This window comes from Streptomyces sp. NPDC018833, assembly GCF_044390825.1.
Lineage (GTDB): Bacteria > Actinomycetota > Actinomycetes > Streptomycetales > Streptomycetaceae > Streptomyces.
Genome location: NZ_JBIRZM010000023.1, coordinates 97,259 through 122,240 on the forward strand (window position 1 = coordinate 97,259; position 24,982 = coordinate 122,240).

Sequence of the window (24,982 nt, forward strand, 5' to 3'; positions counted from 1 at the left end):
GGCGCCCCGCCCCCGAGCCCCCGGAGGGGCGTGGCCGGGTCTCCGGCAGTGGAGACCGGGACCGCCTTCCCGTGCCTGCACTACGCCAGCAGGTTGCCCCGGCGGGAGAGGAGGAAGCGCTTGAAGGCTGCGACCGGGAGTGTTTCCGGGTGACCATCGAGCCAGGCCAGGCCGATTTCGCGGACCGCCTTCGGTGCCGTGACCGTCAGTTCGACGACGCCGGGGCGGGGGACGGCCGGGGGTGGCAGCAGGGCCACTCCCAGGCCCGCCGCCACCAGGCCGCGCAGGGTCTCCGCCTCCTCTCCCTCGAACGCCACACGCGGTGTGAAGCCTGCCTCCGCGCACAGGTCGTCGGTGATGCGTCGCAGGCCGTAGCCCGGTTCGAGGGTGACGAAGGTTTCGTCCGCTGCCTCGGCGAGGCGCACGCGTCTCCGCGAGGCTAGGCGGTGGTCGTCGGGGACGACCAGCAGCAGGCGCTGTTCGTCGAGGCGGCGCGCCTCCAGGTCGGGCGCGTCGGGGACCGGCGAGGTCAGGCAGAGGTCGAGTTCGCCGGCCCGGAGCCGTTCGATCATGGCCTCGCCGTAGTTCTGGACCAGGGTGAAGCGGATCCCGGGGTGATCGGCGCGGAAGGCGCGGATCAGGCCAGGCACCGTCTCGGAGCCCATCGTGTGGAGGAAGCCGAAGGCGACCTTGCCCGCCTGCGGGTCGGCGTCGGCCCGGACCGAGTCGGCCGCCCGCTCGATCTCGGACAGCGCCCGCTCCACCGAGGCGAGGAAGGCGCGGCCGGCCGGGGTGAGGGACACCGTACGGCCCTTGCGGGCGAACAGCGTGACGCCGAGGTCCTGTTCGAGCCGGACCATGGCGCGCGAGAGGGTCGACTGCGGCACGCCCATCTCCTGCGCGGCACGGGTCACATGCTCCTGCCGAGCGACTCCCGCGAAGTAGGCGAGCCGTGGCGCGAGCAGCAGCGCGATGTCTTCTTCGTAACTGGCCTGTGACAGGCGTGCCCCTGAGCTGCGTTCATGCGCCATGGGAACGATTATCCCCCTTTCATGCATTGGACGCATGAAAAACGGCGGTCTAACTTCGACATATGCCTCCTGCCAGTACCAAGGCGCCCACCACCGTGGGCGCCGCCTCGCCGTCCCCCGATCTCCGACTCGCCCCCGGCGCTCCCGGCTACCGCCGCATGAGCTTCGCTCTCTTCGCCGCCGGCATGGCGGCCTTCGCTCTCCTGTACTCCACGCAGGCGCTGCTGCCCGCCGTCTCCGCCGATTTCGGCGTGAGCGCGAGCGCCGCCAGCTGGACGGTGTCCGCGGCGACGGGCGCGCTGGCCCTGTGCGTACTGCCGCTGAGCGCGGTGTCCGAGCGTTTCGGGCGGCGCACGGTGATGACCGTGGCGCTCGCGGTGGCGGTCGTGCTGGGCCTGCTGGTGCCCCTCGCGCCGAACCTTCCGTGGCTGGTGGCGCTGCGCGCCCTGCAGGGCGCGGCTCTGGCTGGGCTGCCCGCCTCGGCGATGGCGTACCTCGCGGAGGAGGTCAGGCCCAAGGCGCTGGTGGCGGCGATCGGCCTGTTCGTCGCGGGCAACAGCATCGGCGGCATGAGCGGCCGCATCCTCACCGGCTGGGTCGCGCAGGTCGCGGGCTGGCGTGTGGGGCTCGCCGCGGTCGGTGTGATGGCGCTGGCGTGCGCGCTCGTCTTCCGTGCGCTGCTCCCCCGCGCCCGGCACTTCACGCCCGGTTCGCTGAACCCCCTCGCGCTGGCGAGGACCGTCCGCGGCCACCTGTCCGACCCGCTGCTGCTGCGGCTGTACGCGATAGGCGCGCTGTTCATGACCGTCTTCGGCGCGGTCTACACGGTGATCGGCTACCGCCTGGTGGAGGCGCCCTTCCACCTGCCCCAGGGTGTGATCGGCTCCATCTTCCTGGTCTACCTCGTCGGCACGGTCTCGTCCGCAGCCGCGGGGAAGCTGGTCGCCCGGCTGGGCCGGCGCGGCGCGCTGTACCTCGCGGTCACCACGACGACCACGGGTCTGCTGCTCTCGCTCGCCGACTCACTGGCCACCGTGCTGCTCGGCCTTGTCCTGATCACCGCCGGGTTCTTCGCGGGGCACGCCGTCGCATCGTCCTCCGTGAGCCGTACGGCGAAGACGGGCAGGGCCCAGGCGTCGGCGCTGTACCAGTCGGCGTACTACCTGGGCAGCAGCGTGGGCGGCACGCTCGGCGCGGTGGCCTTCCACGCCGGCGGCTGGTCCGGCACGGTCGCGCTCGGCCTGCTGGCGGTGCTCGGCGTCGTGTCGGTCACCCTGTACGGGACGCACGCGGCCCGGGTCCACGACCGGCGCGTCGCGGCGGCCGCGTAACGGCGCGCGCCCCCTTCAGCGAATACGTCCTGAAATACGTCCCCCTTCGGTGCAACTCACGCTCCCCTTCGCGTGTCTCAACCGGCAGACCGTCCCACCGGAAGGCGCTCGAAGGGGAGTTGGGGGACATGAGAGGCATAACAGGACGTACGGCAGTGGTGCTGGGCCTGACCGGCATGCTGATCCCGGTCACCGCGGTGCTCGGCGCCGCACCCGCACAGGCGGCATCGTGCACGACGTCGACGGGCCCGTACCAGAGGCAGGTGGAGAGGTTCCTCGGCCGCCCGGTCGACGGGCGCCAGTCGGCGGCCGACTGCACGGCCACCCGGTCCTTCCAGGCCAAGCACGGCATCACACCGACCATCGGCTACGCGGGCCCGATCACCTGGCGCACGATGAACACGATGCTCGCCCAGCGGGCCGCCGGGAAGAACCCGAACAAGGCCGGCACGTGCCCGGTGAACAAGGGGCGGATCGCCTGCGTCGACCTGACCAGGCAGCTCAGCTGGATCCAGGACGGCAGGACGCTGAGGTACGGCCCGGTGCCCGTGCGCACCGGAAAGAACGGCACGGAGACCCGCACCGGCGCGAAGAAGATCTACTGGCGCAACATCAACCACTGGTCGACGATCTACCACGTACGGATGCCGTACGCGCAGTTCTTCGACGGCGGACAGGCCTTCCACTCCACGACGAAGTCCATGTGGAACCCGCCCGGGTCCGGCGGCTGCGTGAACATGCGCGCCACGGACGCGAAGGCATACTGGAACCTGTTGAGGAACGGCGACGACGTCTATGTGTACGGGCGCAAGCCCGGCACCTGAGCCCGTCGGTCATACGCGCCCCAGGACCCCACGGAAGCGGCCCGGTGGTTCCCCGATCTCCCGGCCCGGCCTGATTGTCAGTGGCCTGCGGTAGCTTTCGAACCGCCGGTGCCGATGGGTGACAGGGATGGACCCGATGAGTGACCTCGCAACGACGCAGGATCTCGATGCACAGCTGGAGCGGCATCGCCGGGAGCTCACCGGCTACTGCTACCGCATGCTGGGCTCGTCCTTCGAGGCCGAGGACGCTGTCCAGGACACGATGGTCCGCGCCTGGCGGAACATCGAGAAGTTCGAGGGGCGCTCGTCGCTGCGCTCCTGGCTGTACCGCATCGCGACGAATGTGTGCCTGGACATGCTGAACGCGGGCAATCGCCGGGCCCGCCCGATGGACCTGACGGACCCGACCCCGGTCGCCCAGGCGCAGCTCAACGCCCGGCCGGAGATCACCTGGCTGGAGCCGGTGCCGGACGGGCGGGTGCTGCCGTCGGTCGTGGACCCGGCGGAGACGGCCGTGGAGCGGGAGACGATCCGGCTGGCGTTCGTCGCCGCGTTGCAGCTTCTGCCGCCGAAGCAGCGGGCGGTGCTGATCCTGCGCGAGGTGCTGGCCTGGAAGGCGAGCGAGGTGGCCGAGCTGCTGGACACGACGGTAGCCTCGGTGAACAGCGCCCTCCAGCGCGCCCGCGCGACGCTCGCCGAGCAAAAGCCCACGACCTCGGACGCGGCGGACCCGCTCGACGAGGAGCAGCAGAAGCTGCTCGACCGCTATGTCGCGGCCTTCGAGGGATACGACATGAAGGCCCTCACGGCGCTGCTGCACGAGGACGCGACGATGTCCATGCCGCCGTACGACCTGTGGCTGCGCGGTCACGACGACATAGTGGGCTGGATGCTGGGCGTCGGCGACGTCTGCCGGGGCTCCCGGCTGGTCCCGACGGTGGCGAACGGCGTCCCGGCGTTCGCGCACTACCACCCGAGCCAGGACGGCGAGGGCTACGAGCCGTGGGCGCTGATCGTCCTGGAGCTGCGGGACGGCAAGGTGGGCGGGATGGACTTCTTCCTGGACACCAAGCGCTGGTTCCCGCTGTTCGACCTGCCGGCGCGGCTGGACACGACCGGGGCGCCGATGACCGACCGGTAATTTTCTCCGCACCACCGGTGCCGCCCCGGCGGACGGCCCACCCCTCGGCTCGCGACCCCTCCAACTGGGGACGCGAGCCGATCACTTAAGATCAGTTTCAGGACTGTTGATACCGGGGGGTGTGACAGCCATTGCGTAATGAAGCACCTCTTGCCGCCGTCGACGTACGGCAGTTGCGGAAGGAGTTCGACGGCAAGGCCGCTGTGGACGGCATCGACCTCACCGTCCCGGCGGGCAGCTTCTACGGGCTCGTCGGCCCCAACGGCGCCGGCAAGACGACCAGTCTGTCGATGATCACCGGTCTGCTACGACCGGACTCGGGGACCGTGACGGTCGCCGGCCACGACGTCTGGCGGGACCCGTACGAGGCCAAGCACCGGATCGGCATCCTGCCCGACGGGCTGCGTCTGTTCGAGCGGCTGTCCGGCCGCGAACTGCTGCGCTACACAGGGCGTCTGCGCCAGCTGCCGGCGCATCAGACCGAGGAGCGGGCCGAGGAGTTGCTGGAGGTCCTCGGGCTCACCGAGGCCGCCGGAAAAATGGTCGTCGACTACTCGACCGGCATGCGCAAGAAGATCGGGCTGGCCGCGGCCCTGCTGCACAATCCGCCGGTGCTGTTCCTCGACGAGCCGTTCGAGAGCGTGGATCCCGTCTCCGCCGAGACGATCCGGGAGGTGCTGCGGCAGTACACGGGCACCGGTTCGACGGTGATCTTCTCCAGCCATGTGATGGAGCTCGTGTCCGCGCTGTGCGGCCATGTCGCCGTCATGGCCGCGGGTCGGGTCGTCGCCGACGGGACGCTGGACGAGGTGCGCGCCGGACGGACGCTGGGCGAGCGGTTCATGGAGCTGGTGGGTTCCCCCGCCACGAAGGCGAAGGGAGGCAGCCTCGCATGGTTGGGGTCTTCGTCGGGCTGAAAGTCGCCCTGCTGCGCAGCAGTCTGCGGCGCAGCAGGTCCCGGGCCGTCGGCTTCGTCGCCGGGACGACCGCGGCCGTCGTCGGCTCCTGCTGGACGTCCGTGCACCTTGCCGGGGCGCGCCCGGCGAACGAAGCGGCCGATCTCACGGTGCTCGCCTTCACCGGCCTCGCCGTGGCATGGCTCGCGCTGCCGCTGTCCTTCGGCGGGGGCGGTGACGAGAGCGCCGACCCGACGCGGCTCGTGGTCCTCCCCGTACGCCCTCGTGCACTGATCACCGGTGCCACCGCCGCCGCGCTCGTCGGCCCGGGGCCGCTGTGCTCACTCATCCTCGTCGCGGGCGCGGCGACCGGTGCGGCCCGTGCCACCGGAGGATCCGCGGCCTCGGCAGGGGCGGCCGTGGCGGCGTCCGTCCTGATGCTGCTGCTGTGCGTGATCGGTTCGCGTGCCGTACTGGCTTCCTTCGCCCGGGCGTTGACCGGGCGGCGCGGCAAGGACGTGGCGGCGCTGGGCGGCGTCCTGACGGCGGTCGGCGGTTATGCGGCGTATCTGCTGCTGAGCACGGCCGGTTCCGGTCCGCAGCTGCCGGCCTTCGTGGTGCGGGTGCTCCGCTGGACGCCGCCGGGCTGGACCGCGGACAGCATCCGGGCCGCCGCCGAGGGGCGTGCGGGAGTCGTGCTGGCGGAGACGGCGGCGGCCGTCGCGCTGACGGCGCTGTTGATGGTCTGGTGGCACAGGTCGCTGAACCGGCTGATGACCACCGTGGACGCGTCGACGGCCCAGGCCGTCCGGGAGCGCGGCGCGCGCTCGGGGACCACGGCCCGGCTGCTGACGTCGAGCCGCACGCTGCTGATCGCCCATCACCAGTTCACCTCGTTCCTGCGCGCGCCGCGGCACCGGATGACGCTGATCGCCGCGCTGGCGTACGCGCTGCTGTTCCCTGTGGTGTGCGTGCCCGTCGGGGCGAGGAGCCCGTACGTGGCCGTCGGCGGTGCCTGGGTGTTCGGACTGACCGCCCCGGGCGTGCTGTTCGCGATGGACGGGTCGGCGATCTGGAGCAACATCGCCACATTGCGTACGCGTGCGCAGGCCCGTGCCGAACTCGCGGGCAGGATGCTGCCGCAGATGGCGCTGATCGTGCCGTGGGTCACCGCGACCGCCGTGGTCGTCGCGCTGCTCACCGGGCGGGGTGACCAGCTCGCGGCGGCCCTGGGGCTGACGTTCGCGCTGCTGGGGCTGACGTTCGCGATCGGCATGGTCATCAGCGTCCACTGGCCCTACCCGTACCCGGAGGACCCCTTCGAGGTGAGCGCGCCCGGGCAGAACGGCGGCTACCACACGGCCAACTTCGTGGGCACCCTCCTCGGCCTGCTCGCCGTCTCCCCGTTCGTCGTCGGCGCGGTCGTGCTGGAGAGGTCGCCGCATTCCTGGCTGCTGCTGCCGATGGGAACGGCGTACGGCGTGCTCGCGGTCGTGATCACGTTGCGGTCCATGGCCCGTCGGCTGTATGCGCGGGCGCCGGAGGTCCTCACCGCGCTGCGGGCCTCCTGACGCGGGCCCTGTCCACCAGGCCCTGCCCGGCCGTGCCCGCGCGACCGGGTCCGACGACCCGAGGAGTCATGCAGAACGGCCGCGTCCGGGCGGCCGGCTCACACGCCGACCTCCTGCGCGACAACGGTCTGTACCGCCGCCTGGCGGCGACGCAGGGCCTCGCCCCGGAGGCCGGCCGGGCCCCGCACCGGTGAGCCGCGCATCAGGAGATCGCCCGCACACGGGCCGGCGCGACGGCGCACAGCCCGGCCCGCGAGCCCGGCAGGATCCTGAAGAGAGGGCCTACTGGGGCCCGGCCCGCTCGGTGGACTCCCCCGGCCCGGACAGCCCGACGAGGCCGAGCAGGGCGACGAGGTCGGGCGGGGCGTTCCGCAGGCGTATGCGGGCGCCGTGGCGGCGGGCGGTGAGCTGGAGACGGGCGAGCGCGTCGACGACGGCGAGCGAGGTCTGGGCGAGTCCGCCGACGTCGCAGACGACCTCGGGCCGGCAGCGCCGCGCCATACCGTCTCCCGCCGCCGGGTCCGGGTCCGGGTCCGGGTCCAGGTCCAGGTCCAGGTCCGGGTCCAGGTCCGGGTCCGGGTCCAGGTCCGGGTCCGGGTCCGGGTCGGGGTCCGGGTCCGGCGAAGTGTCCGGGTCGGGCGAAGTGTCCGCCGCCGCTCCGCTGCCGGCCGGCGCCGGGCCGTCGTCCCACGCCGTTCCCGGTGACGCCACCGTCGTGCCGGCGTCCCTCAGGAGGGCGGTCAACTCCTCGCACAGGCGTGGCGCATCGCCGGGGGCGACCCTCCCGGCGATGCGCATGACGATCGGCTGCATTGCGTCCACACGGGGATGACCGCCGCCGCGGCGGGAAGTCATCGCCGCGGGCTCGGACGTGGCCCGGACGCGCGTCGGCCCCCGCTCAGGCGATGCGGTCGAGCACGATCGGGGCGGCGGTGAACGCCGTGCCTGCCGGGGCCACGTCGTACGCGCCCGCAAGGGACTTCAGCGCATAGTCGAACTTCTCCGGGGTGTCCGTGTGCAGCGTCAGCAGCGGCTGACCGGCGGTCACCGTGTCACCCGGCTTGGCGTGCATCTCGACGCCCGCGCCCGCCTGGACCGGGTCCTCCTTGCGGGCGCGCCCCGCGCCCAGACGCCAGGCGGCGATGCCGATGTCGTACGCGTCGAGGCGGGTCAGCACACCCGAGGACGGTGCCGTGACGACGTGCTGCTCGCGGGCGACCGGCAGGGTGGCGTCCGGGTCGCCGCCCTGGGCCGCGATCATCCGGCGCCACACGTCCATCGCGGATCCGTCGGCCAGCGCCTTCGCCGGGTCGGCGTCCTTAATGCCGGCCGCGTCGAGCATCTCGCGGGCGAGCGCCAGGGTGAGCTCGACGACGTCGGCGGGGCCGCCGCCGGCCAGGACCTCGACGGACTCACGGACCTCCAGGGCGTTGCCCGCCGTCAGACCGAGGGGGGTGGACATGTCGGTGAGCAGGGCGACGGTCCGCACGCCGCTGTCGGTGCCCAACGCGACCATGGTGGAGGCCAGTTCGCGGGCGTCCTCGATGGTCTTCATGAACGCGCCGGTGCCGACCTTCACGTCCAGGACGAGGGAGCCGGTGCCCTCGGCGATCTTCTTCGACATGATCGAGGAGGCGATCAGCGGGATGGCCTCGACGGTGCCGGTGACGTCCCGCAGCGCGTACAGCTTCTTGTCGGCGGGGGCGAGCCCGTCGCCGGCCGCGCAGATGACGGCGCCGGTGGTGTCGAGGACGTGCAGCATCTCCTCGTTGGACAGCAGCGCGCGCCAGCCGGGGATGGACTCCAGCTTGTCGAGCGTGCCGCCGGTGTGGCCGAGGCCGCGGCCGGACAGCTGCGGCACGGCCGCGCCGCAGGCGGCGACCAGCGGCGCGAGCGGCAGCGTGATCTTGTCGCCGACCCCGCCCGTGGAGTGCTTGTCGGCGGTCGGGCGGGAGAGGGAGGAGAAGTCCATGCGCTCACCGCTGGCGATCATCGCGGCGGTCCAGCGGGCGATCTCCGTGCGGGTCATGCCGTTCAGCAGGATGGCCATCGCCAGGGCCGACATCTGCTCGTCGGCGACCTCACCGCGCGTGTAGGCGTCGATCACCCAGTCGATCTGCTCGTCACTCAGCTCGCCGCGGTCCCGCTTGGTGCGGATGACGGAGATGACGTCCATGGCATTCCTCCAGAGTCGCTCCACGCACAGAGGGAGCTCTACGCGCATAGAGAAAGGGTAGGGGTGCGGCCCCTCCACCGGAGCGGAAGGGCCGCGGAAGACCGCCCTGTCACGGGCTGCCGGGACCGGACGGGCGCGCCCCGAGCGAACCCGGTCGCAGATGGCCCGGACCGAAGGCCTGCGGAAGCATCTCGGACAGCGGCAGGACCCCGGCCGGGGTGTCCAGCAGCAGGTCCGCCCCGCCGAACTCGTACAGCAGCTGCCGGCAGCGGCCGCACGGCACGAGCAGTTCGCCCCGGCCGTCGACGCATGTGAAGTGCGTGAGCCGGCCGCCACCGGTCGCCTGGAGCTGCGAGACGAGCCCGCACTCCGCGCACAGGCCGAGCCCGTAGGAGGCGTTCTCGACGTTGCAGCCGGTGACCGTGCGGCCGTCGTCCACCAGGGCCGCCACGCCGACCGGGAAGCCCGAGTACGGGGCGTACGCGTGCGACATGGCTTCGCGCGCCCGCGCCCGCAGGGCCTCCCAGTCGAAGGCAGCAGCGGTCACTTGCCCTGGCCCTTGAAGTAGGGCTGACCGTTCGCCCTGGGCATGCGCAACCGCTGGGCGGAGACGGCCAGCACCAGCAGCGTCGCGACGTACGGAGCGGCGTCGACGAACTGGCTGGGCACCTCGTCGGTGAGCGCGTACCAGGTGAACAGCAGCGCCGAGACGGCCGCGGCGACGACCGCCTGGATGTACTTCTTCTTGTACAGCTGCCAGACGACGACGGCCACCAGCAGGATCGCCAGCAGCAGGAGCATGGCGTGCACGTTCACGGCGCCGCCGCGCAGCTTGAGGCTGTCGGTGAAGCCGAACAGGCCGGCGCCCAGGGCCATGCCGCCGGGCATCCAGTTGCCGAAGATCATGGCGGCGAGACCGATGTAGCCGCGGCCGCCGGTCTGGCCCTCCTGGTAGATGCCGGTGGAGACGATCGCGAGGAAGGCACCGCCGAGACCGGCGAGCGCGCCGGAGACGACGACGGCGATGTACTTGTACTTGTAGACGTTGACGCCGAGGGACTCGGCGGCGACCGGGTTCTCACCGCAGGAGCGCAGCCGCAGGCCGAAGGACGTCCGCCACAGCAGCCACCAGGTCCCGGGGATCAGCAGCAGCGCGACGATGGTCAGCAGCGACAGGTTGGTGATCAGGCCGCCCAGCACGCCGCCGAGGTCGGAGACGAAGAACCAGTGCTTGGCCTGAAGGTCCGCCAGCCAGTCCGAGAGCCCCGGAACGGTGATGCGGTCGATCGCGTCGATGCGCGGGGACTGCTTGGAGGAGCCGCCCTCGGCCTCGTCGAAGGTGAAGTTCGACAGGTAACGGGTGAGACCGGTGGCCAGGATCGTGATGGCCACACCGGAGACGATGTGGTTCACCTTGAACGTCACCGTCATCACCGCGTGCAGCAGACCGCCGAGCGCACCGCCCGCGATGCCGACCACCACACCGGTCCACGGGCCCCACTGATAGCCGGCCCAGGCACCGAACCAGGTGCCGAGGATCATCATTCCTTCGAGGCCGATGTTGATCACACCGGCCCGCTCCGCCCACAGGCCGCCGAGACCGGCGAGGCCGATCGGCACGGCCAGCTGGAGCGCTCCGGAGATCTGGCCCACGGAGGTGAGGTCGTCGGCGCCGCTGATGACGCGGACCAGGGAGAAGAGTGCCAGGCCGGCCGCGATGATCAGCAGGATGACGGGCAGGCTCAGCCTGCGGCGGCCGCCGCCCTTCCTGGGCGCGGTGCTCGCCATCGAGACCGTGCTCGTGGACTCGCTCATGCCGCAACCTCTTCCTTGTTCTTACGGGCCTGCGCGGCAAGCTCCTCGCCGACCTTCTGCTGCTGACGGCGAAGCCCGTACTGGCGGACGAGTTCGTAGGACACGACGACCGCGATCACGATCAGGCCCTGCATGATCATGGCGATCTCCTTCGGGTAGCCCTCCAGCCCGAGGCCCTCGGCGGTCTTGTCGAGGAAGGCGAAGAGCAGTGACGCGAAGAGGATGCCGATCGGGTTGTTACGGCCGAGCAGGGCGATGGAGATGGCGGTGAAGCCGACACCGACGGGGAAGCTGAGGCTGTAGGTGTGCGTCTGGCCCAGGAGCATCGGCATACCGGCGAGCCCCGCCATGGCACCCGAGATCAGCATCGCGGTGAGGATCATGCGCTTGGAGTCGACGCCGCTCGCCTGGGCGGCGGATTCGCTGGCTCCGGTGGCCCGCAGGTCGAAGCCGAAGCGAGTGCGGTTGAGCACGAACCAGTAGACGATGCCCAGCGCGAAGGCGACGAACGTGAAGCCGTAGATGAAGCCGCCCTCGCCCATGTCCAGGCCGGGGAACCAGCCCGACTCGGCGATCTCACCGGTGGTCAGCTGGTTGGAACCCTCCGGCTGCACGCCGAGGTTCTTCGGCAGGATCAGCCAGGCGATCAGGCTGGTGGCGATGGCGTTCAGCATGATCGTGGAGACGACCTCGCTGACACCGCGCGTGGTCTTGAGGACGCCGGCGATACCGGCCCAGAAGGCGCCGACGGCCATGGCGACGAACACGATCAGCAGGATGTGCAGCGGCCCGGGCAGCTCGACCGCGGCACCGACGGCGGCGGCGAACATGACCGCGAGGCGGTACTGGCCGTCGACGCCGATGTTGAACAGGTTCATCCGGAAGCCGATGGCGACGGCGAGCGATGCGAGGTAGTAGATGCCGGTCTGATTGATGATCAGCACCTGGACATCGGTGAAGTTGATCTGCTCCGCCATGAGCGCGTACGGCTCGATGGGGCTGCGGTCCGAGAGGAGCAGCACCACGGAGGTGAGCAGGAAGGCCACGACCAGCGCGAGCACCGGGCCGGCCAGGCCCAGGATCAGCCGGTCCTTGTCGAACTTCTTCATCGGGCCTCACCGTTCTCGGGCTGCTCGTGTGCTTCCAGGTGGCCGGAGGCGGCGCCGGTCATGGCCGAACCCAGCTCCTCGGGGGTGATCGCGGCGGGGTCGGCGTCCGCGACCAGCCGGCCGCGGTACATCACCCGCAGGGTGTCGGAGAGCCCGATGAGCTCGTCCAGGTCGGCGGAGATCAGCAGGACGGCGAGGCCTTCGCGGCGTGCCTCGCGGATCTGGTCCCAGATCTGGGCCTGCGCGCCGACGTCCACGCCGCGGGTGGGATGGGCGGCGATGAGCAGCTTGGGCGTGTGACTCATCTCGCGGCCGACGATCAGCTTCTGCTGGTTGCCGCCGGACAAGGAGGCGGCGGTGACTTCGATGCCGGGCGTACGCACGTCGTACTCGCGCACGATCCGCTCGGTGTCCTTGCGGGCGGCCGCGAGGTCGAGCAGGCCCCTCCTGCTGTTGGGCGCCTCGGTGACATGGCCGAGGATGCGGTTCTCCCACAACGGGGACTCCAGCAGAAGTCCGTGCCGGTGGCGGTCCTCGGGGATGTAGCCGATGCCGGCCTCGCGCCGCTTGCGGGTGGGCGCGTGCGAGATGTCGGCGGTGTTGAGGGTGATGACGCCGCTGTCGGGATCGCGCAGACCGATCAGGGCCTCGATCAGCTCGGTCTGGCCGTTGCCCTCGACGCCGGCGATGCCCATGACCTCGCCCTTGTGGATGGTGAAGTCGATCCCGCCGAGAACCTCGCGGACGACGCCGTCGGGGTCGGTCGCGGTGAGCCGGAGGTCCCGGACCGACAGCATCGGGATGTCCGTCACCGTCGACTCGCGGGTCTCCGGCGAGGGCAGCTCGGTGCCGACCATGAGCTCGGCGAGCTGCTTGGGGGTCGTCGTCCTCGGGTCGGCGGTGCCGACGGTGGTGCCGCGGCGGATCACGGTGATCTCGTCGGCGACCGACAGCACCTCGCCCAGCTTGTGCGAGATGAAGATGACGGTCAGGCCCTCGGCCTTGAGCTCGCGCAGGTTGGCGAAGAGCGCGTCGACCTCCTGCGGGACGAGCACGGCGGTCGGCTCGTCGAGGATCAGCGTGCGGGCGCCGCGGTACAGGACCTTGAGGATCTCGACGCGCTGGCGGTCGGCGACGCCGAGCTGCTCGACGAGGACGTCGGGGCGCACGTTCAGGCCGTACGCGTCCGAGATCTCCTTGATCTTGTTGCGGGCCTTGGCGCCGATGCCGTACAGCTTCTCGCCGCCGAGGACGACGTTCTCCAGCACCGTGAGGTTGTCGGCCAGCATGAAGTGCTGGTGGACCATGCCGATGCCGCGGGCGATGGCGTCGGAGGGGCTGGAGAAGGTGGCCTGCTCGCCGTCGATGGTGATGGTGCCCTCGTCCGGCTTCTGCATGCCGTAGAGGATCTTCATCAGGGTCGACTTGCCCGCACCGTTCTCACCGACGAGGGCGTGCACGGTGCCCTTGTGGACGGTGATGTCGATGTCGTGGTTGGCGACGACGCCTGGGAAGCGCTTGGTGATGCCGCGCAGTTCTACGGCAGCAGCCATCGGCAATGACTGACTGGACGCGTTGATGACGCACTCTCCTTGGCGGGAAAGGAAGCCCGGGGGGCAGGGCGGGAGCTGCTGGCGGGCAGGCGGGAAGGCGAAGCTCGGCGGGCAGGGGACGGGTGGGGCGAAGTTATCGCGCCGGGGAGGGTTCTACGCGCGTAGCAATGCCGAAGAGTGAAAACCGATGGCCATGACTTGGTCCGGGTCCCGCGGCGGCGGCTGTACGCCGCGCGCCGCGAGTCCCGGACCGTGGTCCGAACGACCGGCTGGCCGGGACTACGGAGCCGTCTTGACCTTGATCGTGCCGGCGGTGATGTCGGCCTCGGCCTTGTCGACCGCGGCGATGACCTCGGTCATCTTGGTGAAGGCCGGGTTGGACCTGGCCAGGGCGACGCCGTCGTCCTGGAGGCCGTAGCGGATCTCACCGGTCTGCGGCTTGCCGTCCTGGACCGACTTGATCAGGTTGAACACGGCGCCGGAGACGTTCTTGGTCACCGAGGTCAGGATCCGCTCCTTGTAGGCGGCCAGACCCTTCTGGTTGTACTGGTCGGAGTCGACGCCGACGGCCCACTTGCCGGCCTTGGCGGTCGCCTCGATGGAGCCGGCACCGGCGAGACCCGCGGCGGCGTAGATCACGTCGGCGCCCGCGTCGAGCTGACCCTGCGCGGCGGCCTTGCCGAGGTCGGGCTTGGAGAAGCCTCCGAAGTCCGGCGGCTGGGTGAGGTACTGGACCTTGACGTTGACGTTCTTGTCGGTGTCCTTGACGCCCTGGACGAAGCCCGCCTCGAACTTCTTGATCAGCGGGGTCTCGACACCGCCGATGAAGCCGACCGTCTTGGACTTGGTCACCTTGGCGGCGGCGACGCCGGCCAGGTAGGAGCCCTGCTCCTCGTTGAAGACGAGGTTGGCGATGTTCGGGCCGGTCTTCGAAGTGTCGTCGATGAGGCCGAAGGTGACCTTCGGGAACTTCGGGGCGACCTCGGCGATGGCCGGGGCGTAGGCGAAGCCGACGCCGATCACCGGGTTGTTGCCGGCGCGGGCCAGAGCGGTGAGGCGCTGGACCTTGTCCGGGTCACCCTCGCCCTCGCTGGGCTCCTGCTCGGTGCCCTTGATGTCGAGTTCCTTCTCGGCCTTCTCCAGACCGGCGAACGCGGCATCGTTGAAGGACTGGTCGCCGCGGCCACCGATGTCGTAGGCGATGGCGGCCTTGCCGCCCTTGTCGTCCGACCCTGCCTGGGACGACGAGTCGCTGCCACACGCGGTGACAGACAGCGCGAGAGCCGCGGACGCGATGCCCACGGTGGCGATCCTGGTGATCCGGCGCACTAGGGGGCTCCTTAAAACCTGACCGAAAGCGCCACTTCCGGCGCTGGGTTTCGCGGCGATCGTAACGCGCGTAGATGTCAGTTAAAGACCCGTTCATCAGTCGTTATCGGATCGTCGCGAACAAGCCATGCATCGTGTACGGCCCGGCGGGGCGGGCCCGTTCGCCTTCGCACCCCGGCGTGTCGCCGGCCGGCCTCGGCACGACGCCTGGTCGGGCGGGTGACGTCAGGGTGCGCGGAGCCCCTCCAGCAGCGCCGCGGCGGTGAACAGCTCGACACCGGCCGTGATGGCCTCCTCGTCGACGTCGAAGTCCCCACGGTGCAGGTCACGGCGGGTGGTGTCACCCGGGGCGCGCACGCCCAGCCGGGCCATCGCGCCCGGCACGTGCTCCAGGTACCAGGAGAAGTCCTCGCCGCCGAGGCTCTGCTCGGTGTCCTCGACCGCATACGATCCGCGCCGCGCGGCGTGCGCGTCGCGGAGCAGTTCGGTGACGGCCGGGTCGTTGACGACGGGCGGCACCCCGCGGATGTAGTCGATCTGCGACTTGGCCCGGTGCAGCGTGGCGATCTCGTCGATCGCGGCGTGCACCAGATCCGGGGCGGCGCGCCAGCCGGCCAGGTCCAGGCAGCGGACGGTGCCGGACAGCTCGGCGTGCTGGGGGATGACATTGGGCGCGTGACCGGCCGTGATACGCCCCCAGGTGACGGCGAGACCGGAGCGCGAGTCGACGCGGCGGGAGAGCAGCGCCGGGACCTCGATGGCGAGCTTCGCGGCCGCCGTGACCAGGTCCGTCGTCAGATGCGGCCGGGCGGTGTGGCCGCCGGGGCCGTCGAGTGCGACCTCGATCCGGTCGCAGGCCGAGGTGATGGGGCCGGCCCGCAGGCCGATGGAGCCGGCGTCGACCCGGGGGTCGCAGTGGACCGCGATGATCTTGCCGACGCCGTCGAGGACACCGCACTCGATCGCGTCGGCCGCACCGCCGGGGAGCACTTCCTCGGCAGGCTGGAACAGCAGCCGGACCGGCTGGGTCAGCAGGCCCTGCCGGTCGAGCTCGGCGAGCACCAGTCCGGCACCCAGAACCGTGGTGGTGTGCACGTCGTGTCCGCAGGCATGGGCGCGGTCGGGCACGGTGGAGCGGTAGGGGACGCCGCTCTTGGTGTCGGGGATCGGGAGGGCGTCGATGTCGGCGCGGATCGCGAACAGCGGCCGCCCGGGAGCGGAGGCGGCGCCGATGTCGCAGACGAGCCCGGTGCCCATGGCCAGGACCCGCGGCTTCAGGCCGGCCCGCTCAAGGCGGTCCTTGATCGCCGCGGTGGTGCGGAACTCCTGGTTCCCGAGTTCGGGGTGCATATGGAGGTCGCGCCGGAAGGCGATCAGCTCCGTACGCAGCGGCTCGGTGAGCCTGCCGGGCAGTGCGGCGTCGCCCGGCAGCTCACCCATGGGGGACGCTGCATCTGCGCCGGGCTGTTCGGCTTCTTCGGACTCGCGGGACATCAACTGGTTCACCCAGTGAAGGGTATGCCCCTCAGCGCCTCAACTGCCGTGCGATCAACAAAAGATCAGCCTCATAGGGGAAGAAAACCTGGTCCGAGGCGCATAGTCGATTGTCGTAGTGGGTAAGCTCACTCGCTTACTTTGTCAGGTGTGCCGGTGTCCACGGTCCCGGCCGCACCCCTTCAAGCGGGCGCCGCCAGCCGGTGCACCCCCCGGGCCGTGCCCGTGACGACGGCCAGGAACCCTTGGGCGCGCGGCGATGCGTTCTCCCTCAGCCACTCCGGCGCGATGTCGCAGACCGCCACCTTGATCCCCGTACCCGCCAGGGCCAGGGGAAGGGTGTGGACGACCGTCGAAGGAAAACTCAGCACCGTTGACCCTATCGGGCCCCTGCGGGCGATCAGCTCCAACGGCAGATCGGGGCGGACCACCTCCAGACCCGTCTCGACGGCGAGCCGGCGCAGCTTGTCGGAGCTCTCCCGCCGGTGGGCGAAGTAGCGGGTGGCACCGTGTGCCCGGGCGAGCGACGCCACCGCGTCCAGGTACTGCTCCAGGTCCACCACGCCCGTCTCCACGAGCGAGGTGCCGACCATGTCGGCGCCCCGGGTGATCGTCGGCGGCCCGAAGCGCTCCCGCGTCCAGGCGAAGTCGTTCGACCGGACCGTGATCCCCGGGGGCGGCTCCACGGGCATCGAGGTGAAGACCTCGACGGTGCGGGCCCGGGACGGGGTCAGCCTGCGCCGCGCCATGAAGGTGACCGGCGCGAGCACCAGCTCCCGCGGACCGCGCCGGCCGCCGCGCCGGTGCCAGCGCACCAGCTGTTCCCCGCGGGCCAGCTGTGCGACGAACTCCATGGTCGCCGTGCCGTCGTCCACCACGGTCAGGTCCTTGCCGCCGACGAGGGTGAGCAGCAGCTGTACGTAACGGGAGAACGGGTCGCCGATCACGATCCGTTCGGCCCTGCGCAGGACGGGGCCGAGCTCGCGAATGGTCCGCAGAGGCGCCCCCGCCCCGCCGCGCGCCTCCTGCCAGCGGACACTGAAACCCTCGCCGCGGGCCAGCTCCGCCATACGGCGCAGCTGGCCCCGCGACATGGGGTCGGTGGGCGACAGGACGACCACGGTGAGATCGGCGGCCGGGCTCTGTCCGGACCGGGCGGTGTCCGGCCGGGCATGGGCCCACTCCAGCACATTCAGGAGCTGGACCGGGCTCTCGACGAACGCGAGATTCACTGGTTTCACCTCGTGATCCCGGATGTCACCCGGGCCGTTGCGGGTCGCCGCCCGGTGGGCGGTTTCGAGGGGGACTCTCGGTGAGCGGAGGCACCACCGGGGTGGGCGCCGCGGCCATGACCGGCCGGGGCGCGGCGGTGACCGCGTCGCCCAGCTGCCGCGGCAGGGTCCCCGGCGGCGGCCGGGTGCGCCGACCGTCGCCGCCGGTGGGTGGCTTCCGCAGTGCGCGCTGCGGAGGCTGGGGCCGTCGCGCGGCACGCCGGGGGTGTTGCGGGTCGCCGCGGATGGGAGGCTTCCGCAGCGGAAGCTGCGCCAGCGGGGACTGCCGTGCACGCCCCGGGCGTGGCCGGCCGCCGCCGGCAGCCGCTCTCCGCAGCGCTCGCCACGGCAGCCGGAAGCGTTGCGGGTCGCCGCCAGGGGACGGCTTCCGCAGTGCGCGCTGCGGAGGCTGGGGCCGTCGCGCGGCACGCCCCGGACGTGGACCGTCGCCACCCGCAGACGGTCTCCACAGCACTCGCGACGGCAGCCGGAAACGATGCCGGCCATGCCCGCACCACCGGCCGTCGTCGGAGGCGGACGGCTTCCGCAGCGCAGCCATCGGCAGCCGAGGCCGTCGCACGCCGCGCCCAAGGGGTTGCGCGTCGCCGCCGGAGGGCGGCTTCCGCAGCGCAGGCCACGGCAGCCGAAAGCGTCACACGGTACGCCGGGGCCGCTGCGCGCCACGCCCCGGGCGTGGCCGGCCGCCGTCGGCAGCCGCTCTGCGCAGCGCTCGCCACGGCAGCCGGAAGCGTTGCGGGTCGCCGCCAGGGGACGGCTTCCGCAGCGCAGCCATCGGCAGCCGAGGCCGTCGCACGCCGCGCCCCGCACCTGGTCGGTCGACGCCGGAGGGGGGCTTCCGCTGCGCCCGGAGGCGTCGCGCGCCGCCCCGCGGCGGACCGGCCCGCCCGCCGGCCGGGGCGGCGGCGGACCGGGCCGTGGGCGGGGGCCGGCGTGTCAGACCGCGGCCGGCTCACGGTCGTCCGCCTCGGCCACGACGCCCGCGACGCGGCGCAGCTTCTTCATCGGGCCGAGCTCGCTCTCGTACACCTTCTTGACGCCGTCGCCGAGCGACTCCTCCACGACGCGGATGTCGCGGACGAGGCGGGTGAGGCCCTGCGGCTCCACGGAGGCGGCCTGGTCGGAGCCCCACATGGCGCGGTCGAGGGTGATGTGGCGCTCGATGAACGCAGCGCCCAGGGCCACGGCGGCGAGCGTGGTCTGCAGACCGGTCTCGTGGCCGGAGTAGCCGATCGGCACGTTCGGGTACTCGGCCTGCAGCGTGTTGATGACGCGCAGGTTCAGCTCCTCCGCCTTCGCCGGGTACGTCGACGTGGCGTGGCAGAGCAGGATGTTGTCGCTGCCCAGGACCTCGACCGCGTGGCGGATCTGCTTCGGGGTGGACATGCCCGTCGACAGGATGATCGTGCGGCCGGTGGCGCGCAGGGCGCGCAGCAGCTCGTCGTCGGTGAGGGAGGCGGACGCGACCTTGTGCGCCGGGACGTCGAACTTCTCAAGGAAGGCGACGGCCTCGGTGTCCCACGGGGAGGCGAACCAGTCGATGCCGCGCTTCTTGCAGTGCTCGTCGATCGCGCGGTACTCGTCCTCGCCGAACTCGACCCGGTGGCGGTAGTCGATGTACGTCATACGGCCCCAGGGGGTGTCGCGCTCGATGTCCCACTGGTCGCGCGGCGTGCAGATCTCCGGCGTGCGCTTCTGGAACTTGACCGCGTCGCAGCCCGCGTCGGCGGCCGCGTCGATCAGCTTGAACGCGTTCTCCAGGTCACCGTTGTGGTTGATGCCGATCTCACCGGTGACGTAGACGCGGTGACCGGGGCCGGCGATCTTGCTGCCGAGGGTGCGCAGGCGGGTGGTGCTCATGGGGGGTAATTCCTTACTTCTCGGGGGAAAGGGGGGTGGTGTCAGGGGTGTGGAGGTCCGGTCCGAGGAGCCAGGCGGCGATCTCACGGATGGCGCCCTCGCCTCCGGGCGTGGCAGTGACGGCACGCGCGGCGGCCCGTACGGAGTCGTGCGCGCTCGCGACGGCCACGGGCCAGCCGACGAGGTGGAAGCACGGGAGGTCATTGACGTCGTTGCCGACGTAGAGCACGCGCTCGGGCGCGATCCCCCGCTCCTCGCACCACTGTTTGAGGGCGAGGTCCTTGCGGTCGATGCCGTGCAGGACGGGGACTTGGAGCTTGCGGGCGCGGGCGGCGACGACCGGGTTCTGCTCGGTGGACAGGATCAGCAGTTCCAGTCCCGCCTTGCGCAGGTGGGCGACGCCCAGGCCGTCGCCGCGGTGGACGGCGACGATCTCGCGGCCGTCGGCGTCGATGAGGACCCGGTCATCGGTCTGGGTGCCGTCGAAGTCCAGGACGACCGCGTCGACGTCGTCGCGGGCGGGCAGCGCGGCGGCGTCCAGCAGCGGCGCGAGCGCACGGGCGCGGGCCAGGTCGTGCGGGTCGTCGACCTCCAGGACACGGGCGGGATCGCTGCGCACCAGCGCGGTGCGTCCGAAGAACCGGTGCCCTGCTTCGCGGAAACCGGCCGCGTTCATCGCGTACGCGGCGCCGGTCTCCAGGAAGTCCTGCGGGCGGTCCTGCCTGCGGGGCCGGAAGGACGCGTCGTGGTTGACGCCGTAGCCGGAGCCGGTGGCCGTGGTGGCCTCGACGAGGACGGCGGTGGAACCGACGGCCTGTTCCGCCGAGGCTCCCGCCGCGTCGGCGTCCTCGCTTTTCCGCCACACGAAGCCGTGGAAGGGGGCGACGGTGACCGCGCTGTCCGCGCCGTCCTCGACGACCGCGCGGGCGACTCCCTCGATGTCCTCGCGGGTGATGAACGGGCTGGTGCACTGCACGAGCAGGACCACGTCGACGGGCTCGCCGTGCACGGCCTCGTGCGTGTCCATGGCGTGCAGGACGGCGGACTCGCTGGTGGCGGTGTCACCGGCGATGGCGGCGGGCCGCAGCACGACCTCGGCGCCCGCGCCGCGCGCGGCGGCGGCGATGTCGGCGTCGTCGGTGGAGACGGCGACGTGCGTGATCAGCGGTGCGTCGAGGCAGGCGCGGACGGCACGGGCGACGAGCGGCACACCGGCGACGTGCGCCAGATTCTTGGCCGGCACGCCCTTCGATCCTCCCCGGGCGGGGATCACGGCGAGAACGGTCATCGGGGCTCCTGAGCAGTGCGGGTGCGGTTCGTCCCGGATCCGGCCGGGCCGGATGCCGGACGGCGGGTCGGGCTGTGCGCGGGGCGCGTCGGGTTCGGCCCCGATCCGCCCGGACCAGGTGCCGGAGGCTCGATCCGGCTGTGCGCGGGGCGCCTACGGTTCGGGCCCGGCGCACCGCCCGGACGAGGTGCCGGGCTGTGCGCCGGGCGCGTCCGGTGCGGCCCGGAAGCGGCCTGACCGGGCGCCCGACGGCGGGGCAGGCTGGGTGCCCGACCGTGGGGTGTCGGGCAGGCCGCGTCGGCGGGGGTCACAGCTCCCCCATCCGCCGGATGACGGGCGCCACGCGCTGGACACCGTGGCGGTAGGCGCCGCGTGCGACTTCGCGGACCGCGTCGCGCACCACCCGGCGCAGGCCGGTGACCTCCGTCTTCGGGGCGGCGCCGACCAGTGGCGTGCCGTCGGGAGCGAGGTGGTGGCGGGCGAGGATTCTTGGCAGGTAGCCCGGCGCCGAGCTCGGCGTGTAGTACGGCGCGATCGGCGCGGGCTCGGGGACGAGCAGCAGCTCGGCAACCCGCGCGCGGGCCGCGTCGAAGGCCCTCTCGTACGAGCCTCCCCCTACGCCTGACGGCGTGGGGGGACCCCCAGCGGCGACTCCCTGACGGGCCAGCCAGTCGGCGTCCGGCACCGGGCGGTAGCCGCCGTCGAGCCGGTCGAAGGAGGTGAGCAGGCCGGAGCCGAGGAAGTGGTGGTTGCCGAGCACCTCGCGCACCCCGAGGTCGCTGAGGATGGCGGTGGGGATGCGCCGGTGCAGCGACTCGAGCGCGGCGGTCGAGGAGACGGTGACCAGCAGGTCGGTGCGGTCCAGGACCTCGCCCATGTTCCCGTACACGAGGCGGAAGTTGGGCGGCAGTCCGCCGGGCAGCCTGTCCGCCAGCTTCTGGTAGGGCAGTTCCTCCAGGTGCGTGGTGTGCTCCCCCGGCTTGGAACGGAGCTTGAGCAGGACCTCGCGCCGCGGGTGCAGCCGTGCATGCTCGACGAGGCGGCGCAGCAGGTACGTGCGGTCGGCGCGGCTGTCGGGCACAGAGGGCTGGGCGGCGAAGACGACGGTGTCGCGGCCCTCCTCCGGCCGGTACGGGTCGCCACCGAGGAAGGGCAGCGCCGCCTCAGTGACAGCCGAGGCGTCGGCGCCCACACCCTCGTACACGGCGCGGAAACGCTCCGCGTCGTGACGGGAGTTGGCGAGGACGACATCGGCGCCGTGGCGCAGCAGCAGCCCGTCGGCGAGCTTCTCGTAGACGACGCCGACGTAGCCGGTGACGACGACGGGCCGGCGCGGCAGCCGCAGCGCGGCGAGGCCGTGCAGCACGGCCTGCACACCGCCGCCGACGAGTGCGAGGATGACGATGTCGTACGAGCCGTCCTCGACCGCCCCGAGGAATTCGTTCCCCGTCACCTCGCGCATCGCATCGGCGCGCACGCCCACCTCGGCGAGCTGGCGGGGGGTCGGGGTGGCCCGGCCGCGCAGCAGAAAGCCGTTCAGCTCCACGGAGGCGCTCGGGGCGATACGGCGCGCGGTGAGCGCACCCCATTTCCACCGGGTGTCGGAGTCGGCGAGTACGGCTACCCGTACGGCCTCACTGTTGCGAGTTGGCACGTCGAGGACGCTAGGAAGGCATTTCGTTTCACGGCCCAACTCGACTGCAACAACGGGTTAACAGAGCGCCTACGGACGGGGCAACCGCACGCGAAACGGGCTGGTTAACAAAGTCGACGCCCTGCGTTCACCTTCCATCCCTCCGGCGGTCGACACGAATGACGCGTGGCGGCCTAGCGTCGCGCGGGTGGTTAAGCTCTCCGTCATCGTGCCGTTCTACAACGTGCAGACATACGCCCCGGACACACTCAAGAGCCTGCAGGCGAACGCCCGCGAGGACTTCGAGTTCCTTCTCGTCGACGACTGTTCGACGGACGGCACTCCGGAGATCCTCGAGCGGGCGGAGCGCTCGGTTCCGGGCGCGGTCCTCATCAGACATGAGCAGAACGGCGGGCTCGCCACCGCCCGTAACACCGGTCTGGACGCCGCGCGCGGGGAGTACATCACCTTCCTCGACGGCGACGACTGGCTGGCGCCCGGGCACTTCGAGGCGCTGCTCGCCGCCCATGAGGGGCTCGGCGTCGACTTCGTCCGCACGGACCATGTGCAGTGCACGGGCCGCGACCGCAAGGTGCACCGGGCACCCGTGGGCCCGCGTGGCGAGGTGCTGCGACCGCGCGACTGGATCCTGCCCGCCGACCGCTCCACCGGCGTCGACTACCCCTACGCCTGGGCCGGGATGTACCACCGAAGGCTCGTCGACCGGGGACTGCTGCATTTCACGCACGGACTGCGCACGGCGGAGGACCGGCCGTGGATCTGGCGGCTGCACCGCGAGGCGAAGACATTCGCGACGATCAGCAGGCTGGGAATTTTCTACCGGCGCGGAATCGCCTCCTCGCTGACGCAGATCGGTGACATCCGGCAGCTCGATTTCATCAAGGCATTCGACCAGGTGCTCGATGAAACGGCGAATGATCCGGAGGCCGACCGCCTCCTCCCGAAAGCAGTCCGTACATACTGTGCCGTCATTTCCCACCACTTGGGATCGATCGAAAGGTTCGAGCCCACCGTGGCAAGGAAATTGCGCGCCATGAGCGCCGCCGCCCTGAAGCGTATGCCGCAGGACGTTCTCAAGGAGGCGCTCGACTCGATGGACATCGAACGTGCCTCCCGGCTCCGCCGGGTGCGCCGCCGCCCCGCCCCCCTCACCGTGGAGGCGGCGGCCTGATGCCCACCACGCAGATCTTCTACGCCTCCTCGCTGTACGGAGCGGCGACCGTGGCCGCCGCGATCGACAGCGGCTGCTTCACCCCCGCCGACCGGCGGCTGCTGCTCGTCGCCAACAACGCGACCACGCCCGAGACCACGCCGTCCCTGGACGAGATGCCCGGCTTCGAACGGCTGCGGGGCCGCTTCGACGGAGTGCTGTCGTGGAACGAGGCCATCTCCCCCTTCCACCCCGGCGGCTGGTCACCGCGCCAGGACGACATCCCCCTGTGGGAGAGGTACCTGCGGCAGCTGTGGGACCTCGGGGACGACCGCATCGAGCTGGCGGTCGAGTCGATCCAGGTCACGCCCGCGCTGGCGATCGCCCAGCTCTTCCCGGACGCCGCGCTCGACGTGTACGCGGACGGACTGATGAGCTACGGCCCCACCCGCAACAAGATCGACCCGCTGGTCGGCGAGCGGGTACGGCGCCTGTTCCACCTGGACCTGGTGCCGGGACTCGCGCCGCTGCTGCTCGCCGAGTACGGCGCCGAGCCGCGGCTCGTGCCGACCGAGGCGTTCGTCAAGATCGTCGCGGAGCTGTCGGACGTCGTCCCGGACGCCGTCCCCGGAGTCGGCGAGGGACCGGCCCTGCTGCTGGGCCAGTACCTGGCGGCGCTCGGCATCCTCACGCCCGCGGAGGAAGAGGCACAGCACCTGCGCATGCTCAAGGGCGCTGCCGACGCGGGCCATCGGAACGTGGTGTTCAAACCGCACCCGACGGCACCGGCGTCCTGGACGCGGACACTGGAGCGCGAGGCGGAGGCGCTGGGCGTCGAACTGACCGTCGTGGACCGTCCACTGCTCGCCGAGGTGCTCTACCGGCAGCTGCGGCCCCGGCTGGTCGTGGGCTGCTTCTCGACGGCGCTGTTCACGGCCGCGACGTTCTTCGGCATTCCCGTGGCCCGGCTGGGCACGGAGCCGCTGCTGGACCGGCTCACTCCGTACCAGAACAGCAACCGGGTGCCGCTGACCGTCGTCGACGCGCTCGTGCCCGACCTGGCGAAGGGTGCCGCCGGCGCTCCGGCCGAGGCTGATGAACGGCTCACGGGTCTGCTGAGCTCGGTGGGCTTCGCGATGCAGCCGCAGATCAGGGCGGACCTGCGCCCGGCGGCGGAACGGTTCCTGAGCACCACGCTCGACGCGTCGACGGCACGCTACTTCAAGCGCCGCCGCCTGACGGTCCTGGGCCTTCCGGGCGGCCTCCCGGTCCCGCGCCACGCGGCGGTCCGCCGCGTGGTGCGCCGTGCGCGCCGCCTGAAGCGCGCGCTGACCTGAGGGGGGTCGCGCCACGGCAGGCCGGCTCCCCAGGACGCTACGGCGGGATGGGTCCAGTTGAGTCGGCCCGGGGCGCGGTTCAGGCATTGCTGCCTGCCCGTTTCCCCGGACCGCTCTCCGAACCCGGCGTACCC

The 24,982-nt window shown here is 71.5% G+C and carries 21 protein-coding genes; 8 read left to right on the plus strand and 13 right to left on the minus strand.

Going from position 1 to position 24,982, the window contains the following annotated elements; genetic code table 11:
- Nucleotides 1-80: 80 nt before the first annotated feature.
- Nucleotides 81-1,031 (minus strand): LysR family transcriptional regulator, encoded by a 951-nt coding sequence (locus ACH5AF_RS32535; RefSeq protein WP_398906762.1) that lies wholly within the window; start codon nt 1,029-1,031, stop codon nt 81-83.
- 62 nt (nt 1,032-1,093) lie between these two features.
- On the opposite strand from ACH5AF_RS32535, the gene ACH5AF_RS32540 reads away from it, so the two are divergent.
- The 6 genes from ACH5AF_RS32540 (at nt 1,094) to ACH5AF_RS32565 (ending at nt 6,988) form a co-directional block, all read left to right on the plus strand.
- Nucleotides 1,094-2,362 (plus strand): MFS transporter, encoded by a 1,269-nt coding sequence (locus ACH5AF_RS32540; RefSeq protein ID WP_398906763.1) that lies wholly within the window; start codon nt 1,094-1,096, stop codon nt 2,360-2,362.
- Between the two features lie 176 nt (nt 2,363-2,538).
- Nucleotides 2,539-3,186 (plus strand): L,D-transpeptidase family protein, encoded by a 648-nt coding sequence (locus tag ACH5AF_RS32545; protein ID WP_398906802.1) that lies wholly within the window; start codon nt 2,539-2,541, stop codon nt 3,184-3,186.
- A 136-nt stretch (nt 3,187-3,322) separates the two neighbouring features.
- Nucleotides 3,323-4,327 carry a sigma-70 family RNA polymerase sigma factor gene (locus ACH5AF_RS32550; RefSeq protein WP_398906765.1) on the plus strand — a complete coding sequence of 335 codons (1,005 nt, stop codon included), beginning with the start codon at nt 3,323-3,325 and terminating at the stop codon, nt 4,325-4,327.
- A 131-nt stretch (nt 4,328-4,458) separates the two neighbouring features.
- Nucleotides 4,459-5,244: an ABC transporter ATP-binding protein gene (locus tag ACH5AF_RS32555; RefSeq protein ID WP_398906767.1), complete on the plus strand. Its 786-nt coding sequence runs from the start codon at nt 4,459-4,461 to the stop codon at nt 5,242-5,244.
- The gene (locus ACH5AF_RS32560) at nt 5,220-6,794 is read left to right on the plus strand and encodes a transporter (protein WP_398906768.1); all 1,575 of its coding nucleotides are present in this window, start codon (nt 5,220-5,222) and stop codon (nt 6,792-6,794) included. The genes ACH5AF_RS32555 and ACH5AF_RS32560 overlap by 25 nt, the downstream gene beginning before the upstream one ends.
- 68 nt (nt 6,795-6,862) lie before the next feature.
- Nucleotides 6,863-6,988, plus strand: a complete 126-nt coding sequence (locus tag ACH5AF_RS32565) for a hypothetical protein (protein WP_398906770.1) — start codon at nt 6,863-6,865, stop codon at nt 6,986-6,988.
- Nucleotides 6,989-7,076: 88 nt separating this feature from the next.
- Here ACH5AF_RS32565 and ACH5AF_RS32570 read toward each other — a convergent pair whose 3' ends face one another.
- The 12 genes from ACH5AF_RS32570 to ACH5AF_RS32625 form a co-directional block, all read right to left on the minus strand.
- On the minus strand, nt 7,077-7,607 hold the full coding sequence (locus ACH5AF_RS32570) for an STAS domain-containing protein (RefSeq protein ID WP_398906803.1): 531 nt from the start codon (nt 7,605-7,607) through the stop codon (nt 7,077-7,079).
- A gap of 85 nt (nt 7,608-7,692) precedes the next feature.
- Nucleotides 7,693-8,970: a thymidine phosphorylase gene (locus tag ACH5AF_RS32575; protein ID WP_398906772.1), complete on the minus strand. Its 1,278-nt coding sequence runs from the start codon at nt 8,968-8,970 to the stop codon at nt 7,693-7,695.
- Between the two features lie 109 nt (nt 8,971-9,079).
- The gene (locus ACH5AF_RS32580) at nt 9,080-9,517 is read right to left on the minus strand and encodes a cytidine deaminase (protein WP_398906773.1); all 438 of its coding nucleotides are present in this window, start codon (nt 9,515-9,517) and stop codon (nt 9,080-9,082) included.
- A complete protein-coding gene (locus ACH5AF_RS32585) occupies nt 9,514-10,785 on the minus strand; it encodes an ABC transporter permease (RefSeq protein WP_398906775.1) in 1,272 nt (423 codons plus the stop codon). Before ACH5AF_RS32585 ends, ACH5AF_RS32580 begins: the two co-directional genes overlap by 4 nt.
- Nucleotides 10,782-11,894 (minus strand): ABC transporter permease, encoded by a 1,113-nt coding sequence (locus tag ACH5AF_RS32590; protein ID WP_398906777.1) that lies wholly within the window; start codon nt 11,892-11,894, stop codon nt 10,782-10,784. The genes ACH5AF_RS32585 and ACH5AF_RS32590 overlap by 4 nt, the downstream gene beginning before the upstream one ends.
- Complete coding sequence (locus ACH5AF_RS32595; protein WP_398906778.1) at nt 11,891-13,447, minus strand: ABC transporter ATP-binding protein; 1,557 nt, start codon at nt 13,445-13,447, stop codon at nt 11,891-11,893. The genes ACH5AF_RS32590 and ACH5AF_RS32595 overlap by 4 nt, the downstream gene beginning before the upstream one ends.
- 279 nt (nt 13,448-13,726) lie before the next feature.
- Complete coding sequence (locus tag ACH5AF_RS32600; protein WP_398906780.1) at nt 13,727-14,776, minus strand: BMP family protein; 1,050 nt, start codon at nt 14,774-14,776, stop codon at nt 13,727-13,729.
- A gap of 225 nt (nt 14,777-15,001) precedes the next feature.
- On the minus strand, nt 15,002-16,270 hold the full coding sequence (locus ACH5AF_RS32605) for an amidohydrolase (RefSeq protein ID WP_398906805.1): 1,269 nt from the start codon (nt 16,268-16,270) through the stop codon (nt 15,002-15,004).
- Between the two features lie 182 nt (nt 16,271-16,452).
- Nucleotides 16,453-17,502, minus strand: a complete 1,050-nt coding sequence (locus tag ACH5AF_RS32610) for a hypothetical protein (RefSeq protein ID WP_398906781.1) — start codon at nt 17,500-17,502, stop codon at nt 16,453-16,455.
- A 993-nt stretch (nt 17,503-18,495) separates the two neighbouring features.
- Nucleotides 18,496-19,419 carry an N-acetylneuraminate synthase family protein gene (locus tag ACH5AF_RS32615; RefSeq protein WP_398906783.1) on the minus strand — a complete coding sequence of 308 codons (924 nt, stop codon included), beginning with the start codon at nt 19,417-19,419 and terminating at the stop codon, nt 18,496-18,498.
- 13 nt (nt 19,420-19,432) lie between these two features.
- Nucleotides 19,433-20,707 (minus strand): cytidylyltransferase domain-containing protein, encoded by a 1,275-nt coding sequence (locus ACH5AF_RS32620; RefSeq protein WP_398906784.1) that lies wholly within the window; start codon nt 20,705-20,707, stop codon nt 19,433-19,435.
- Between the two features lie 307 nt (nt 20,708-21,014).
- A complete protein-coding gene (locus ACH5AF_RS32625) occupies nt 21,015-22,361 on the minus strand; it encodes a DUF6716 putative glycosyltransferase (protein ID WP_398906786.1) in 1,347 nt (448 codons plus the stop codon).
- 187 nt (nt 22,362-22,548) lie between these two features.
- On the opposite strand from ACH5AF_RS32625, the gene ACH5AF_RS32630 reads away from it, so the two are divergent.
- Both ACH5AF_RS32630 and ACH5AF_RS32635 read left to right on the plus strand, forming a co-directional pair.
- Nucleotides 22,549-23,532 (plus strand): glycosyltransferase family 2 protein, encoded by a 984-nt coding sequence (locus ACH5AF_RS32630; protein WP_398906788.1) that lies wholly within the window; start codon nt 22,549-22,551, stop codon nt 23,530-23,532.
- Nucleotides 23,532-24,848: an alpha-2,8-polysialyltransferase family protein gene (locus tag ACH5AF_RS32635; RefSeq protein ID WP_398906789.1), complete on the plus strand. Its 1,317-nt coding sequence runs from the start codon at nt 23,532-23,534 to the stop codon at nt 24,846-24,848. The genes ACH5AF_RS32630 and ACH5AF_RS32635 overlap by 1 nt, the downstream gene beginning before the upstream one ends.
- The last annotated feature ends 134 nt before the right edge of the window (nt 24,849-24,982 follow it).